Here is a 15,151-nt window from a genome sequence, read left to right on the forward strand (position 1 = left end):
TCGCACATGACACCAAGCCCTTCATGCTTTGCGGGATGAAGGGCTGTTTCCTATTTCATGATCTCTAATTTATTTGCAGCAAAATGTCCGACGCACCTGAAATGAATGCCTCCCCAGCCAAGCACACAGAGGTTCATCCGCTGGATGCACTGACTGGTGGTGCGTTCTCGGCCGCTACATCCGGCGAGCGCGCTGCCTGCATCCGTGAGTGGCTGGCTTCCCAGCCATCCAGTGAGCAATTGCAAGAGGTGTTCAAAGAACTGAGCGTGCGCGACAAAAGCGTGGCACGTCTGGTGCGCGAACGCATGGATGACATTCGCCGTGCCAAAGAGCAGGAAGTCATCGCTGTGGAATGGGCTGAGAAAGCCCGTGCTTTGCTCGCCGGTGCAACCCTGAATGTCGCGGAAGCCGTGGCGTGGCAGCGCGATGCAGCCAAGGCTGGCGCTCCGCTGTCCCGCGAGCCACTGTCTGCTCTGAAGCAGGAGCTGGCCGAGCGCATCAAGACGATTGAAGACCTGCAGCACCGTGTGCAGGTGCAGCGTGAAGCGGCTGTCTTGCTGGCTCAGCGCATTGAAGTGCTGTCCACCAAGTCGTGGAAGGCCGCAGAAGCAGCGCAGGAAGGTCTGGTCAATGATGTCGCGCACTGGCAGGCACAGGCCGAGGTGCTCACCAATGATGCCAGCTGGAGCAGTGTCAATGACCGTTTCCCTCCGCTGCTGGAGGCATCGCGTGCGCAATTGCTGGTGGTCTGGGAAGCATTCCAGTCGGCTCTGGCTGTGACGCAGGCTGCTGCAGCTGACGAAAACGCTGAGCTGCCTCCCGTACCCGTGTGGGCTGATGAAATCCGTGTGGCGCGTGGTCTGCCTTCTCAGCTGGCGGCAGCCGTCCCCAGCAAGCCCGCAGCAGCGGCCAAGCCAGCCAAGCAGGACATGGCACAGAAGCAGCAGGCAGCAGTTCAGGCTGTGCTGCCAGCACTCAAGGCACTGGCTGAAGCCTCTGCAGAACAAAAGGCTGAGGCTATTGCAGCCCTGCGTGCAGTGTTGAAGCAACATGGCCGCTGGCTGGATCAGGTGGTTGCCCAGCAGGTGCATGAACAGCTGCTTGCTGCTGGTGATGCACAGGGCTGGCAACCCCAGCAAGTAGACCGTCTGCGTGAAGAGCTGATTGCCAAGGCAGAAGCTTTGAGCGCACGCCCTGAAGGACAGGCACTGGGTGGCCGCAAGCTGCAGGAATCCCTGCGCCAGCTGCGTGAGCAGTGGAAGCAGGCAGACCAGGGTGCTATTCCTAACCATGCGCTGTGGAAAAAGTTTGATGAGGCTTGCAATACTGCCTACAAGCAAGTGGAAGCATGGCTGGAGCGCGTGCGTACAGAATCCACGCAGCACAAGGCAGCACGCCTGGCGTTGATTGATGAAATCAAGGCATGGGCCCAGCAGCAACAGAGCAGCCAGGACTGGAAGGGCATGGCGCGCGCCTTGCGCCAGTTTGCTGAACGCTGGCGCGAAAGCGGCCATGTGGGCGAGAAGGTGTTTGCAGAGCTGCAGACTGCTTTCAAGCAGGCTATGACGGCTGCGGAAGCGCCGCTCAAGGCTGCGCAAAAGGCAAGTGTCGAGCGCCGCAATGCCATGATTGCCGAAGCCCAGGAGCTGGCGCAGGCAGCCGCACTGCGTATTGATGCCATCAAGGCACTGCAGCAGCGCTGGCAGGCGGAAGCACAGGCGGTGCCGCTGGATCGCAAGTTCGAGCAAAAGCTGTGGGACACCTTCCGCAAGCCACTGGACGAAGCCTTTAGCCGCAAGAGCGTAGAGCGCGGTGTGCGTGTGCCTGCTGCAGAAAATCTGTCTGCACACGACCGTGCTGTGCTGGAGGCTGCCAAGGCTTTGCAGGCAGCCAATGCCGGCGGTGATGTGCAGCAAATCCGTGCGGCCATGGCAGCGCTGGAAGATGCTGTGCGCAATCCTGCTGCAGAGGCAGCGCCTGTGGCAGCAGAGCCAGAAGCTGCGCCTGTGGTGGAGGCCAATGCTGCATCCAAGGCGGTGGTGGCTGTGCGTGGTGATGATCGCCCTGGTGCCAAGAAAGAAGCAGCACCAGCTGTGGCGGCCAAGCCTGCTGCTCGCAAGGATGTGCGTCCTGCACGTGCCGAGCGTGCGCCTCGTCTGGGTGATGCTGCATTCCGTGCACAGCGCGACGCCATGGAGGCTGCGCAGTATGCGCTGCGCAAGCTGGCGGCGCAGGCGCACGGCGAAGCCCTGAGCAAGCTGATGGATGCCTGGAGCAAGCGTGATGCAGCCCTGCTGCCTGCTGCGCAGGAGCTGGGTGCCAAGGTGAACGCGCAGGCTCGCAAGGCCTGGGAGCAGGCGCTGGGTACACCAGCTACAGGTGATGCTGCCGAGGCGCTGCTGCGTCTGGAGATTGCAGCGGATGTATCTACACCTGCAGAGCATCTGTCTGCGCGTCGCATGCTGCAACTGCAGCTGCTCACGCGTCGCAACGCACCTGCTCCCGAGCAGACCTGGACACAGGACGTGGCAGCCGTTCTGGCAACGGCATACGCTGATGCAGTTGCGCGTCGCCTGCAGAATGTGCTGAAGGTGCTGCTGCGCAAATAAGGCGCTGCCGCTGCACCTCCTCTGAAACCACCTGTGCTTTGTGCACAGGTGGTTTTTTTATGGTCTGGATGTTGTGAAGGAGGGGTAAAACAAAAAAGGCCACTGCAATTGCTTGCAGTGACCTTTGCTTGTCTGGTGCCCAAGAGAGGACTCGAACCTCCACGGAGTTACCCGCTAGTACCTGAAACTAGTGCGTCTACCAATTCCGCCACCTGGGCAAATAAGAGCTGATTTTTATAAGAAGTGTGGTAGCACTTCACAACCCATATCTGTTGGCATGACAAATGCCGCAAATTTTGGTGCCCAGGAGAGGACTCGAACCTCCACGGAGTTACCCGCTAGTACCTGAAACTAGTGCGTCTACCAATTCCGCCACCTGGGCAAAAGACAAGTTGTTTTTTTAGTAAGTGAGGTAGCACTTAACAACCTGCTTTTGTTGATGCCTGCAAAACAGACATCGCAAATTTTTGGTGCCCAGGAGAGGACTCGAACCTCCACGGAGTTACCCGCTAGTACCTGAAACTAGTGCGTCTACCAATTCCGCCACCTGGGCAAAAGACAAATTGTTTTTAAATAAGTGAGGTAGCACTCAACAATTTGCTTTTGTTGATGCCTGCTGAACAAGCAAGCATCGCAAATTTTGGTGCCCAGGAGAGGACTCGAACCTCCACGGAGTTACCCGCTAGTACCTGAAACTAGTGCGTCTACCAATTCCGCCACCTGGGCTGATATTTCCTGAAACAAGAAGTTTCAAAAAAATCAAATTTCTTCTCTGAATCCTTGAATTTTACTCACAAAAAAGATGGCAAAAAATGAAATTTGCAAACTTTTTTTGTTCGCCGATACTGTTGCCAGTTGTCGTTAAACTTGGTGCCCAGGAGAGGACTCGAACCTCCACGGAGTTACCCGCTAGTACCTGAAACTAGTGCGTCTACCAATTCCGCCACCTGGGCTTTCAGGAAAGATTTAGATTGTATAGCAAAAAAATGGACCCACGCACCAACTCGCGCAATTCGCTCAAGGAAATTGAAGGAACGGTGCAAGGGCATCGAGACGGTCATGGATTCGTCATTCGTGACGATGGCGAGGCCGATATCTACATTCCCGCCAACGAAATGCGTGCCGTGCTCCACAAGGATCGCGTGCGCGTGCACATCGTTCGCCAGGACAAGCGCGGCCGCCCGGAAGGGCATATCGTGGAGATCATCGAGCGGCCTACCAAGACCTTGATTGGCCGCCTGCTGCAGGAAAGCGGCGTCTGGCTGGTGGCGCCCGAAGACAAGCGCTATGGTCAGGATGTACTGGTGCCTCAGGGGGCAACGGGGCAGGCCAAGACGGGGCAGGTGGTGGTGGTTGAGTTGACCGAGGCTCCAGCCCTGTTTGGTCAGCCTGTAGGCCGCATTCTGGAAGTGCTGGGGGAGATGGATGACCCCGGCATGGAAATTGAAATTGCGGTGCGCAAGTACGGCGTGCCCCATGTGTTCTCGGAAGCCTGTCTGGCGGCAGCCAAGGCCCTGCCTGAAAAGGTGATGGCCAAGGATCGCAAGGGTCGCATTGATCTGCGCGATGTGCCGCTGTGCACCATTGATGGCGAAGATGCGCGCGACTTTGACGATGCTGTGTACTGCGAGCCTGCCAAGGTCGGTCGCAGCAAGGGCTGGCGTCTGCTGGTGGCGATTGCCGATGTGAGTCACTATGTGCAAAACGGCAATGCGATTGACGTGGATGCCTACGAGCGCGCGACCAGTGTGTACTTCCCGCGCCGTGTGATTCCCATGCTGCCGGAAAAGCTCTCCAACGGCCTGTGTTCGCTCAACCCTGATGTGGATCGCCTGTGCATGGTCTGCGACATGCTGATCACCGCCAAGGGTGAGGTGCATGCCTATCAGTTCTACCCCGGTGTGATGCACAGCCATGCGCGCTTTACCTATACGGAAGTGGCGGCGATTCTGTCCAATACCCGTGGCCCGGAAGCTTCGCAGCGCAAGGAGCGCGTGCCTGATCTGTTGAACTTGCACGGCGTGTTCCGCGCTTTGTTGGAGGCGCGCAAGCAGCGCGGAGCTGTGGACTTTGATACGGTGGAGACGCAGATCGTCTGCGATGAAAGCGGTCGCATTGAAAAAATCGTGCCCCGCACGCGCAATGATGCGCACCGTCTGATCGAAGAGTGCATGCTGGCTGCCAACGTCTGCGCGGCAGACTTTATTAAGCAAAACGGCCGTATGGCGCTATTCCGCGTGCATGACAAGCCTTCGGCAGAGAAGATTGATTTGCTGCGCGGCTACCTCAAGGCCATTGGTGTGAACATGTCCGTCAGTGATTCACCGCGCCCTGAGGAATTCCAGGCGATTGCGGATGCGACCAAGGAGCGTCCGGATGCGCAGCAAATCCACACCATGCTGCTGCGCACCATGATGCAGGCCATGTATACACCCGACAACGGCGGCCACTTTGGTCTGGCCTTTGATGCGTATACGCACTTCACCAGCCCGATTCGCCGCTATCCGGACTTGCTGGTGCATCGCGTCATCAAATCCATTCTGCATGACGTCAAGTACAAGCTGCCCCAGCTGCCTGTGCCCGGTGAGGCGCAGGAAAAGCTGGCCAAGCGTCTGGCCAGCCGTGTGACCGAGCCGCAGATCAAGCCGCGCAGCAAGCTGGCGCAGGCCGAGCTGCAGGGGTGGGAGGCCGCCGGTCTGCACTGCAGTGCCAATGAGCGTCGTGCCGATGAAGCCAGCCGCGATGTGGAAGCCTGGCTCAAGTGCAAGTACATGCGTGACTACCTGGGCGAGGAGTTTACGGGCACGGTCACGGCGGTCACCAGCTTTGGCATTTTTGTGACGCTGGATGCCATGTATGTGGAAGGGTTGGTGCACATCACCGAGCTGGGTGGGGACTACTTCCGCTTTGATGAGCAGCGCCAGGAGCTGCGTGGCGAGCGCTCGGGCGTGCGCTACACGATTGGCTCTCGCTTGCAGGTGCAGGTCAGCCGTGTGGATCTGGATGGGCGCAAGATTGACTTTCGCATCGTGCAGGATGAAGCCATGGCTGCCGCGTCTGCACGCAGTGGTGGCGGCCGCCAGCGCGCCGCGCGGCATGAACGCCGCGAAGCGCAGGAAGCGGTGCCTGCTTATGCAGAGCCAGCGCCACGCGCCCGCCCTCAGGCAGGTAAAAAGCGCGGAGCAGCTGCATCACCCAAAAGCGGTGGCAGTGCCTGGGTAGATCCAGTGGCTGCGGCAGGCTTTGGTGTTGTGCGTGGGCAGAAAGGCAATCCCGCCAAAGCATCAGTCAAGCCGCAGGGTAAGCCGGTGGCCAAGTCGGGCAAAAAGCGCCGTTAAGCCTGGCTTCAGACTGATAGCTCTTAATAAGTGAGCTGTTAGCGCTTGAATATGCTTGTTTTCAGATGCTTTTGTATCTGAAATACAGGCGTAGCAAGCGCTGGCAGCTCACTTTTTTATATAACCTGCCATGGCGTACAGGCCAGTGCAGAGGCGGTGAGTGGCTGGGTGCTGGGCCAGTTTTCGGCCAGAGCGCCGTGCTCCCACACGGCTTCGCAGGCCGCCAGGTGCGTTGATGGCTGCTGCTGCCAGCGTGCGGCGACCATGCCGGCCAGTACGTCGCCCGTGCCGCCAATGGCCAGGCGGGCGTTGCCGGTGGGGTTGATGTGTGGCGTTTGCGCTGGGCTGGCAATGATGCTGCCTGAGCCCTTGAGGACCACCGTGCATTGCAGGCGTTCAGCCAGCGTCTGTGCAGCTTGCAGACGATGGGCTTGAATATCTGCTGTGCTTTGTTGCAGCAGCCGTGCGGCTTCCAGTGGGTGGGGTGTGAGGATGGTGGCTTGCCCCCGCGCGCGGCGTGCCTGCAGGGCGGTTGCCAGAGAAGCATCCTGCGCGATGGCATTCAGTGCATCGGCATCCAGCACCAGTCGGGGTGTCTGCTGCAGCACTTCAGGCAGCCATGCATGAATGGCGCTGCCTCCGCCGCAGCCACACACCACGGTAGCGCTGCCCAGCAATGCGCGGGTGCTGCTGGCGTCCGGCTGCATCAGGTCGGGGGCGATGGTGTGGTGGCAGCTGGTATTGGGGGCAAGCAGGTGCAGCAGTGTGCGGCCAGCGCCGTGGTGCAGGGCGGCTGTGGCGGCCAGGATGGCTGCTCCCGCCATGCTGCTGGCGCCGCCAATGACCAGTACATCGCCAAAGCTGCCTTTGTGGCTGTTGTGGTGGCGCTGTATGTGCGTGGGTGTGGCATTGAGCCAGGCGGTGGGTGGGTGTTGCTGGAGGGTGTCGCTGCATGCCAGATCGTCCCACCATATCTGTCCGCAGGCGTCACGACCATGGTGGGTGAATAGGCCTGGCTTGAGGGTGAGCAGGCTCAGGGTGTGGCGGCTGCTGGGTTGCCAGTGTGCAGGAGGTGTAAAGCCGGGGAGCCATGCGCCGCTGTCGGTGTCCAGGCCGGTGGGTACATCCACTGCCAGTGCGTGTGCAGGGCTGGCGTAGCTGTGCTGCAGCAGTGTCTGCAGTGATGAGTTGGAGCTGCCCGGGCGTGCTTGCTGACCCAGGCCGAGCAGGGCGTCGATGACGATGTCATCGGCTTGCAGGGTGGGAATGTTTTCGGGGGTAAGCCAGTGCACAGGATAGGGTTTCAGCTGCTGCCAGGCGCTGTTGCTGTCGGCACTGCATGCATCCGGTGTGCCGAGCCAGTGTACCCAGACGGTGAGGCCGCGCTGCACCAGGTGGCGCGCGGCTACCAGACCGTCGCCGCCGTTATTGCCGGGGCCGCAGAGCACCCAGGCCTGGCGTGCGTGCGGTGCCATCGCGCAGGCCAGCTGGGCGATGGCCAGGCCGGCGCGCTCCATCAGGCTGGGGTGCTGGGGCTGGCTGAGCGCCTGTTGCTCAATCAGCTTGCTGCGCTGCGCATTCCACAGCGGCTGGGGGGTGGTGTTAAGCCAGTGAATACGCTGCAGCATGGTTTTTCCTAAAAGCGCAAGGGAGAGAAGGCCTGCATGTCGACCGCTGCATCGTGCCCGGCCAGCATGTCTGCCAGCGCACGCGCGCAGCCTGCAGCCAGGCTGATGCCGTGGCTGCCATGCGCCACATTGAGCCAGATGCCTGGGTGCTGGCTGGCGCCCACGGCAGGCAATCCGTCTGGCAGGTAGCCGCGTGCGCCACGCCATATCTGGGTCTGTGCGGATGCGAGCTGCACGCCGCCTGGAAACCAGTCATTGAGCAGGTGGTACATGCGCTGCAGCGTGGGTTGGTGGTGTGCAGCCTCAGGCGTGCTGCCCATTTCCAGTCCGGCTGTGATGCGCACGCGCTGCCCCATGCGGCAGATGGTGGCCTGCTGCTCCCAGTCCATGATGGCACTGCGTGGTGCGTGCAGCGGATCGCGCACGGGAGCCGTGACGCTGTAGCCCCAGATGGACATAAGAGGCAGCGCTATGCCGCATGCAGTCAGCATGCTGCGCTGTGCGCCGGTGCAGATCACTACATGCTCGAAAGGGTGTAGTTGGCCGTTGACTTCTACGCCCACGGGGTTGTGGTGGATGCGGGTGATGTCCATGCCCGTGTGAAAAGCTACGCCCAGTTCCTGGGCTTGCAGTCGCAGGTGCTGCGCCCAAAGGCGTGGGTTGATGCTTTCGCCATCGGGAAAGTGCAGGGCGTGCAGCCAGGCAATGTCCTGTCCAAGGCCGGGTTCCAGCTCCTGTGCCTGTGCGGCGTTCAGCAGCTCGCAGCGCACACCTTGCTCTTTCAGTGCAGGAATCTGGGTGCTCCAGAAGCTGGCTTCCTGCGGTGTGCGCAGGAGGATCAGGGTGCTGCGCTTGCGCTCGGCCAGGGCTTCGCTGTCTTCGCAGTGCTGCCAGCGCAGGCTGTCACTGAATTGACCCATGGCATGCAGCGCGGCGCCGAAAGGGTTGCTGCCATGCTTATGGATCAGTGCTTCGTTTTTCTTCCACTGGCGCATCCAGCGCCAGGTGGGGGAGCCCAGTCGGCCCGATGCCTGCAGCAGGCTGGTGTTTTTCTGCAGCTGCCTCAGGGGCATGCCCAGACCGGGGGCGGTCAGGCTGTGCGCTGCCAGCGGGGTCAGCCAGCCGCCAGGGGCAAAGCTGGCGTCCTCGGCCGCGGCATTGCGTTGTTCAAAAACGGTAACCTGGTGTCCATCCCGGGCAAGTTCCAAGGCTGTGGAGATGCCGGTTATGCCAGTTCCCACGATGGCGATCTTCATGGCGTGTGTAAGCGCTATCACTATTGAAAAGAGTGATTTTGACCTGCAAAACCTATCGTCAATAGCGCAACGCACAAAGAAACCTTAAGAACTTCCTTTGTGGTCTGTTTGTCGGCATCTATGGCGGTTTGGTAGTGTGCGGCGGCTCGTGCAGGACTGTCTTGTGCTAAAATCTTTCGGCTTTGCAGTTGGTTGCTTGGATTTCAAGCCTGAAACCTGGGCAAAGCAAATAGCAAATCGGCTTCCACAAGGTGTCGCACTTCCTGATGTCAGGGGCGAAATCGAGCCGAATTTAAGACCCAACCTTTGGAGAAAAACATGTCCGTTACCATGCGCGAAATGCTGGAAGCTGGTGTCCACTTTGGTCACCAGACTCGTTTCTGGAACCCCAAGATGGCTCCGTTCATCTTCGGTCACCGCAACAAGATTCACATCATCAATCTGGAAAAGTCCCTGCCCATGCTGCAGGAAGCCCAGAAGTTTGCCAAGCAGCTGTCTGCTAACGGCGGCACTATCCTGATGGTGGGTACAAAGCGTCAAGCCCGTGAACTGGTGGCTGAGCAAGCTCAGCGCGCTGGCGTGCCTTTCGTGGATCAGCGTTGGTTGGGCGGTATGCTGACCAACTTCAAGACCGTGAAGACTTCCATCAAGCGTCTGAAGGACATGAAGGCTCAGCAAGAAGCTGGCCTGGAAGCCATGTCCAAGAAGGAACAGCTGATGTTTGCTCGCGAACTGGAAAAGCTGGAAAAGGACATCGGCGGCATTCAAGACATGAACGCCCTGCCTGATGCTATCTTCGTGATCGACGTGGGCTTCCACAAGATCGCTATTTCCGAAGCCAAGAAGCTGGGCATCCCACTGATCGGTGTGGTGGATACCAACCACAATCCCGATGGCATCGACTACGTGATCCCCGGTAACGATGACTCCGCCAAGGCTGTTGCCCTGTACGCTCGCGCCATCGCTGACGCGATCCTGGAAGGCCGCGAAGCCCGTCTGAACGACGTGGCTCAAGCAGCTGCCGGTGAAGGCGCTGACGAGTTTGTGGAAGTGCAAGAGTCCGCTGCCTAAGTCCTGGCACGCGCTCTGTCGCGATAAAAAAGCGGGGCTCACGTAGCCCCCTTTTTTTAAGCAAAATCCTGTAACGATTTGAACTGAATACGGAGAAACAAGATGGCTGCAATTACCGCAAGCATGGTGTCTGAACTGCGCGCAAAGACTGACGCGCCCATGATGGAGTGCAAGAAGGCTCTGGTGGAAGCTGAAGGCGATATGGCCAAGGCTGAAGAGCTGCTGCGTGTGAAGCTGGGTACCAAGGCTGGTAAGGCTGCTGCACGCGTGACTGCTGAAGGCGTGGTGGCTTGCTTCATCGAAGGCAACGTGGGTGCCATGATCGAAGTGAACAGCGAAACCGACTTCGTGTCCAAGAACGACAGCTTTGTGGCCATGGCTGACGCTGCTGCCAAGCTGGTGGCTCTGCACAATCCTGCTGACATCGAAGCCCTGGGCGCTCTGGCTTACGAGCAAGACGGCTTTGGCCCTACCCTGGAAGACGTGCGCAAGGGCCTGATCGGCAAGATCGGCGAAAACATGTCCTTCCGTCGTTTCAAGCGCTTTGAAGGCAACCTGGCTTCCTACCTGCACGGTTCGCGCATCGGCGTTGTGGTTGAGTTTGACGGTAGCGCTGTAGCTGCCAAGGACGTGGCTATGCACGTTGCCGCCATGAAGCCTGTGGCGCTGACTGCTGCTGACGTTCCTGCTGACCTGATCGAAAAAGAGCGCTCCGTGGCTGCTGCCAAGGCTGCTGAATCCGGCAAGCCTGCTGAAATCGTCACCAAGATGGTGGAAGGTTCCGTGCAGAAGTACCTGAAGGAAGTGTCTCTGGCTGACCAGGTGTTCGTGAAGGCTGAAGATGGCAAGCAGACTGTGGCTGCCATGCTGAAGGCTGCTAACACCACTGTGAAGGGCTTTACCCTGTACGTGGTGGGTGAAGGCATCGAGAAGAAGGCCGATGACTTCGCTGCTGAAGTGGCTGCCCAGATGGCCGCTGCTAAGGGCGCTTGATATTTATATTTAGCTAGCCCAACCGTTCCCTTTATTTCCTGATATCACCTTAATTAGCCGCCGGAGAATCCCTATGACACAAGTTCAACCAGTCCACAAGCGCATTTTGCTCAAGTTGTCTGGTGAGGCGCTCATGGGGGACGATCAGTTCGGCATCAATCGTGCCACCATCGAACGCATGGTCAGCGAGATTGCTGAAGTGACCAAGGTGGGTGTTGAGGTAGCGATCGTGATCGGGGGCGGTAACATCTTCCGTGGCGTAGCAGGTGGCTCGGTCGGTATGGACCGGGCAACCGCCGACTACATGGGCATGCTCGCCACGGTGATGAATGCATTGGCTCTGGCCGATGCCATGGACAAGCAGGGTCTGACAGCGCGCGTGATGTCTGCCATTGGCATCGAGCAAGTGGTTGAACCCTATGTGCGTCCCAAGGCGTTGCAGTATCTGGAAGAGGGCAAGGTGGTGGTGTTTGCAGCCGGCACTGGTAATCCTTTCTTCACCACAGATACGGCTGCTGCCCTGCGTGGCGCTGAAATTGGCGCAGAGGTTGTGCTCAAGGCGACCAAGGTGGATGGCGTGTACACCGCAGACCCTATGAAGGATCCTGAGGCAACGCGTTACACCAAGCTGGCATTTGATGAGGCCATCGGTCGCAATCTGGGCATCATGGATGCCACGGCTTTTGCGCTGTGCCGTGACCAGAAGTTGCCCATCCGCGTGTTTTCCATCGTCAAGCCCGGCGCTTTGCTGCGTGTGGTGATGGGCGAGGACGAAGGTACACTGGTGTACGCTTGATTTGTTAAGAGCGACTTCTGGCCTTCCTTGTGCAAACACAGGAAGGCCGTTTGCTTTCAGAGGTAACAGATATGACGATTGCTGAAATCAAGAAAAATGCGGAAACCAAGATGGGGCAGTCCATCGAGGCTCTGAAGAACAACCTGTCGCGTATCCGTACCGGTCGCGCCAGCCCCCAGCTGCTGGATGTGATCCATGTGGAGTACTACGGCTCCATGGTACCGCTGTCGCAGGTGGCGAACCTGTCGCTGCTGGATGCACGCACTATCAGCGTTCAGCCCTGGGAAAAGAACATGTCGGCCAAGATCGAAAAGGCCATTCGTGAAAGCGATCTGGGTTTGAACCCCGCTTCCATGGGTGATCTGATTCGTGTGCCCATGCCTCCCATGAGCGAGGAGCGTCGCAAGGAAATGACCAAGCTGGCACGCAATGAAGGCGAAGCCTCCAAGGTTGCTGTGCGCAATCTGCGTCGCGATGCCAACGAAGCCGTCAAGCGCCTGGTCAAGGACAAGGAGGCTTCGGAAGACGATCAGAAGCGCTCTGAAGCTGACATCCAGAAGCTGACAGACAAGTTCATCGCAGAGATCGATGTGCTGGTGTCTGAAAAGGAAAAGGACATCCTGGCTGTGTAATCAGTCAAGGACGCAGAGCGAGGCTTATGACTACGAAGATGACTGTGGTGCCGTCGCATATTGCCATCGTGATGGATGGCAATGGGCGCTGGGCCAAAAAACGTTTTATGCCCCGTCTGGCGGGGCATAAGCAAGGCCTGGAAGCTCTGCGTCGCTGCGTGCGCCTGTGCATTGAGCGCGGCGTGCGTGTGCTGACGGTGTTTGCATTTTCGTCGGAGAACTGGAATCGTCCTGAGGATGAAGTCAGTGGACTGATGAATCTGCTGGCGGGTGCACTGACCAAGGAAGTGCCCAGCCTGCACGCAGAAGGCGTGCAGCTGCGTTTTGTGGGAGAGCGCGCCAATCTCTCTGAAAAAGTGCGCAATGGTTTTGCGCAGGCAGAGGCTCTGACAGCAGGTAATGACTGTCTGGTGCTCAATATCTGTTTCAACTACGGTGGCCGCTGGGACATTGTGCAGGCTGCAGCACGGCTGGCCCAAGAAGGCAAACCTATTACGGAAAGCAGCCTGAGTGCTGCCATGGCGCTGGCTCATGTGCCTGATCCGGATCTGGTGATTCGTACGGGTGCTGAAACACGCATCAGCAACTTTTTGCTGTGGCAGTCAGCGTACTCTGAGTTTTATTTCAGTTCGGCGCTGTGGCCGGACTTTGGTGCAGAGCAGCTCGATGCAGCGATTGCTGACTTTGCGCAGCGTGAACGCCGCTTTGGCAAAACCTCTGAACAAATAACCCCGACATCTGGCGAGCAGGTGTCCGCTTGAAGGGAGAGCGCCTATGCTCAAGCAGCGCGTGATCACGGCCTTGGTTTTGCTGGCCATTTTGCTGCCTGCCATGCTCAGCTCTGATACTTTGGCATTTAACGCCATAGTCTTGCTGATGCTTTCACTGGCTGGCTGGGAGTGGGGAAGGCTGAATGGTTTGCGCATGCCGGGTGCCGTATGTACAGGGCTGCTGGTTCTGGTAGCCGGGCTGGGCTTGGGCTATAGCGGTTTTGTTGCGCAGTCGCACACGGTGCTATGGCTGGCTGCTGGCGGGGTGTGGGTGCTGGGTAGTGCGGCCTTGATCAAGTCGGGTGTACCGGGTTGGGGAAAGATTCCTGTGGCGGTACGCTGGGTTGCGGGCGTCCTGGCTTTGTTGGTGGCAGGGTTGGCCATCGTTCAGGCGCGTGCCATAGGTATCAACTTCTTGCTGTCGGTGCTGGCGCTGGTGTGGGCAGCAGACATATTTGCCTACTTTGCAGGCCGTGCCTTTGGCCTGCGCTTTACCAAGGTCAAACTGGCCCCCTCCATCAGTCCCGGCAAGAGCTGGGAAGGTGCATGGGGAGGCTTTGCCGGTGTGTTTTTGATGGCCTGTCTGTGGGTGTGGCTCGATGCACGTCTGCATGCTCAGGTCGGCAGCCTGTACACACGCTTGTTTGACCAAGGCTGGTGGATGTTGCTGATGGCTGTGCTTTTCTTGACAGCCATGAGTGTGATTGGCGATCTGGTGGAGTCCTTGATCAAGCGCAGTGCGGGGGTCAAGGACAGCAGCCAGCTTTTGCCGGGTCACGGTGGTGTGCTGGACCGTATTGATGCTTTATTGCCCACCCTGCCGCTGGCCATGATGCTGACTTCTTTGGTGCATTCATGAAACAACGCCTGACGGTACTGGGCTCTACGGGCTCGATTGGTACCAACACGCTGGATGTGGTTCGTCGCCACTCCGACCAATACGAAATTTTTGCGCTGAGTGCTGCCACGCAGGTGGAGCTGATGCTGGCACAGTGTGCGGAGTTCAAGCCGCGCTACGCGGTGATGGCCAGTCAGTCACATGCCTTGCAGTTGCAGGAAAAGTTAAAGGCGAATAGCCTTCCAACGCAGGTCCTGCTTGCATCCAATGCTCTTGAAGAAATAGCATCTCACCCGGATGTTGATGCTGTGATGGCGGCCATCGTGGGGGCAGCAGGTCTGGCGCCGGCGCTCGTAGCGGCCCGTGCTGGCAAGCGCCTGTTGCTGGCGAACAAGGAAGCCTTGGTCGTAGGTGGTGCCTTGTTTATGCAGACCGTGCACGACAGTGGCTGCACCCTGTTGCCCATTGACAGCGAGCACTCTGCCATCTTCCAGTGCCTGCCAGAAGACCGCAGTACCTGGAAGACACGTATCGACAGCCTGCTGCTGACGGCGTCAGGCGGCCCTTTCCGCCAGCGTGATCCCAGTACGCTGTCGGAAATCACACCTGCGCAGGCCTGTAAGCACCCCAATTTCTCCATGGGGCGCAAGATCTCGGTGGACTCTGCCACCATGATGAACAAGGCGCTGGAAGTGATTGAGGCGCGCTGGCTGTTTGATGTGGCGCCTGATCAGATCAAGGTGGTGATTCATCCGCAGCAGATCGTTCACTCCATGGTGCAGTTCAAGGATGCGTCCATCTTGGCCCAGCTGGGCACGCCCGATATGCGTGTGCCGATTGCCTGTGGTCTGGCATGGCCTGAGCGTATCGAAAGCGGTGTGGAGCGCCTGGATTTTGCAAAGCTGACGGCGCTGACCTTTGAGGAAGCAGACGAACAGCGTTTCCCGGGGCTGTATCTGTCCTGGCAGGCACTGAAGGCGCCAGAAGGTACGACGACGGTGCTCAATGCAGCCAATGAGGTGGCCGTTGCGGCCTTCCTGTCTGGTGAGTTGCGCTTTGACCAGATTCACGCAGTCAACCGTGCCACTATGGAGGCATTGCAGCCTCAGCGCCCGGATAGCCTGGAAGCCTTGTTAAGCTTGGATGCTGAAGCGCGCAGCGTGGCCTGGGGGCTGCTGCGTCACATGGTGGCTTAGGTCATCGTCTTATCTGCCGCTAGG

At 58.8% G+C, this 15,151-nt stretch carries 11 protein-coding genes and 5 tRNA genes; 9 read left to right on the forward strand and 7 right to left on the reverse strand.

All coding sequences use genetic code 11. The features are described from left to right. The first annotated feature begins 83 nt into the window (after nucleotides 1-83). Nucleotides 84-2,609, forward strand: coding sequence for a DUF349 domain-containing protein (locus B5M06_RS11185; RefSeq protein ID WP_054066852.1), 2,526 nt, complete (start codon nucleotides 84-86; stop codon nucleotides 2,607-2,609). A 133-nt stretch (nucleotides 2,610-2,742) separates the two neighbouring features. On the opposite strand, the gene B5M06_RS11190 is transcribed toward B5M06_RS11185, so the two are convergent. The 5 genes from B5M06_RS11190 to B5M06_RS11210 form a co-directional block, all read right to left on the reverse strand. Next, a tRNA-Leu gene (locus tag B5M06_RS11190) sits at nucleotides 2,743-2,827 on the reverse strand. 79 nt (nucleotides 2,828-2,906) lie between these two features. Beyond that, nucleotides 2,907-2,991, reverse strand: a tRNA-Leu gene (locus B5M06_RS11195). An 86-nt stretch (nucleotides 2,992-3,077) separates the two neighbouring features. Next, nucleotides 3,078-3,162: transfer RNA gene (locus B5M06_RS11200), tRNA-Leu, on the reverse strand. An 88-nt stretch (nucleotides 3,163-3,250) separates the two neighbouring features. Continuing rightward, nucleotides 3,251-3,335 (reverse strand) — tRNA-Leu (locus tag B5M06_RS11205). A 142-nt stretch (nucleotides 3,336-3,477) separates the two neighbouring features. Beyond that, nucleotides 3,478-3,562: transfer RNA gene (locus tag B5M06_RS11210), tRNA-Leu, on the reverse strand. A gap of 33 nt (nucleotides 3,563-3,595) precedes the next feature. Between B5M06_RS11210 and rnr the strand changes: the two genes are divergently transcribed. Beyond that, nucleotides 3,596-5,947, forward strand: a complete 2,352-nt coding sequence (rnr, locus tag B5M06_RS11215) for a ribonuclease R (protein ID WP_077393535.1) — start codon at nucleotides 3,596-3,598, stop codon at nucleotides 5,945-5,947. A 116-nt stretch (nucleotides 5,948-6,063) separates the two neighbouring features. Here rnr and B5M06_RS11220 read toward each other — a convergent pair whose 3' ends face one another. Next, nucleotides 6,064-7,575 carry a bifunctional ADP-dependent NAD(P)H-hydrate dehydratase/NAD(P)H-hydrate epimerase gene (locus tag B5M06_RS11220; protein WP_054066854.1) on the reverse strand — a complete coding sequence of 504 codons (1,512 nt, stop codon included), beginning with the start codon at nucleotides 7,573-7,575 and terminating at the stop codon, nucleotides 6,064-6,066. A gap of 8 nt (nucleotides 7,576-7,583) precedes the next feature. Continuing rightward, on the reverse strand, nucleotides 7,584-8,831 hold the full coding sequence (locus B5M06_RS11225; protein ID WP_054066855.1) for an NAD(P)/FAD-dependent oxidoreductase: 1,248 nt from the start codon (nucleotides 8,829-8,831) through the stop codon (nucleotides 7,584-7,586). A 318-nt stretch (nucleotides 8,832-9,149) separates the two neighbouring features. On the opposite strand from B5M06_RS11225, the gene rpsB reads away from it, so the two are divergent. From rpsB to ispC, 7 genes are all read left to right on the forward strand, one after another. Further along, nucleotides 9,150-9,902, forward strand: coding sequence for a 30S ribosomal protein S2 (rpsB, locus tag B5M06_RS11230; RefSeq protein WP_054066939.1), 753 nt, complete (start codon nucleotides 9,150-9,152; stop codon nucleotides 9,900-9,902). A gap of 102 nt (nucleotides 9,903-10,004) precedes the next feature. Continuing rightward, nucleotides 10,005-10,895, forward strand: coding sequence for a translation elongation factor Ts (gene tsf, locus B5M06_RS11235; RefSeq protein WP_054066856.1), 891 nt, complete (start codon nucleotides 10,005-10,007; stop codon nucleotides 10,893-10,895). 73 nt (nucleotides 10,896-10,968) lie between these two features. Next, nucleotides 10,969-11,691, forward strand: a complete 723-nt coding sequence (gene pyrH / locus B5M06_RS11240; RefSeq protein ID WP_054066857.1) for a UMP kinase — start codon at nucleotides 10,969-10,971, stop codon at nucleotides 11,689-11,691. A 71-nt stretch (nucleotides 11,692-11,762) separates the two neighbouring features. Beyond that, nucleotides 11,763-12,323 carry a ribosome recycling factor gene (gene frr / locus B5M06_RS11245; RefSeq protein ID WP_054066858.1) on the forward strand — a complete coding sequence of 187 codons (561 nt, stop codon included), beginning with the start codon at nucleotides 11,763-11,765 and terminating at the stop codon, nucleotides 12,321-12,323. Between the two features lie 26 nt (nucleotides 12,324-12,349). Then, the gene (uppS, locus tag B5M06_RS11250; RefSeq protein ID WP_054066859.1) at nucleotides 12,350-13,084 is read left to right on the forward strand and encodes a polyprenyl diphosphate synthase; all 735 of its coding nucleotides are present in this window, start codon (nucleotides 12,350-12,352) and stop codon (nucleotides 13,082-13,084) included. A gap of 13 nt (nucleotides 13,085-13,097) precedes the next feature. Continuing rightward, nucleotides 13,098-13,952: a phosphatidate cytidylyltransferase gene (locus B5M06_RS11255; protein WP_054066860.1), complete on the forward strand. Its 855-nt coding sequence runs from the start codon at nucleotides 13,098-13,100 to the stop codon at nucleotides 13,950-13,952. Continuing rightward, on the forward strand, nucleotides 13,949-15,127 hold the full coding sequence (gene ispC / locus B5M06_RS11260; RefSeq protein WP_054066861.1) for a 1-deoxy-D-xylulose-5-phosphate reductoisomerase: 1,179 nt from the start codon (nucleotides 13,949-13,951) through the stop codon (nucleotides 15,125-15,127). The genes B5M06_RS11255 and ispC overlap by 4 nt, the downstream gene beginning before the upstream one ends. The last annotated feature ends 24 nt before the right edge of the window (nucleotides 15,128-15,151 follow it).

It is taken from the genome of Comamonas kerstersii, assembly GCF_002056725.1.
Classification (GTDB): Bacteria; Pseudomonadota; Gammaproteobacteria; order Burkholderiales; family Burkholderiaceae_C; genus Comamonas; species Comamonas kerstersii.

Coding starts and splice junctions, on each gene's coding strand:
- B5M06_RS11185 (WP_054066852.1), top strand. CDS start 84: ATGTCCGACGCACCTGAAATGAATGCCTCCCCAGCCAAGCACACAGAG.
- rnr (WP_077393535.1), top strand. CDS start 3,596: ATGGACCCACGCACCAACTCGCGCAATTCGCTCAAGGAAATTGAAGGA.
- B5M06_RS11220 (WP_054066854.1), bottom strand. CDS start 7,575: ATGCTGCAGCGTATTCACTGGCTTAACACCACCCCCCAGCCGCTGTGG.
- B5M06_RS11225 (WP_054066855.1), bottom strand. CDS start 8,831: ATGAAGATCGCCATCGTGGGAACTGGCATAACCGGCATCTCCACAGCC.
- rpsB (WP_054066939.1), top strand. CDS start 9,150: ATGTCCGTTACCATGCGCGAAATGCTGGAAGCTGGTGTCCACTTTGGT.
- tsf (WP_054066856.1), top strand. CDS start 10,005: ATGGCTGCAATTACCGCAAGCATGGTGTCTGAACTGCGCGCAAAGACT.
- pyrH (WP_054066857.1), top strand. CDS start 10,969: ATGACACAAGTTCAACCAGTCCACAAGCGCATTTTGCTCAAGTTGTCT.
- frr (WP_054066858.1), top strand. CDS start 11,763: ATGACGATTGCTGAAATCAAGAAAAATGCGGAAACCAAGATGGGGCAG.
- uppS (WP_054066859.1), top strand. CDS start 12,350: ATGACTACGAAGATGACTGTGGTGCCGTCGCATATTGCCATCGTGATG.
- B5M06_RS11255 (WP_054066860.1), top strand. CDS start 13,098: ATGCTCAAGCAGCGCGTGATCACGGCCTTGGTTTTGCTGGCCATTTTG.
- ispC (WP_054066861.1), top strand. CDS start 13,949: ATGAAACAACGCCTGACGGTACTGGGCTCTACGGGCTCGATTGGTACC.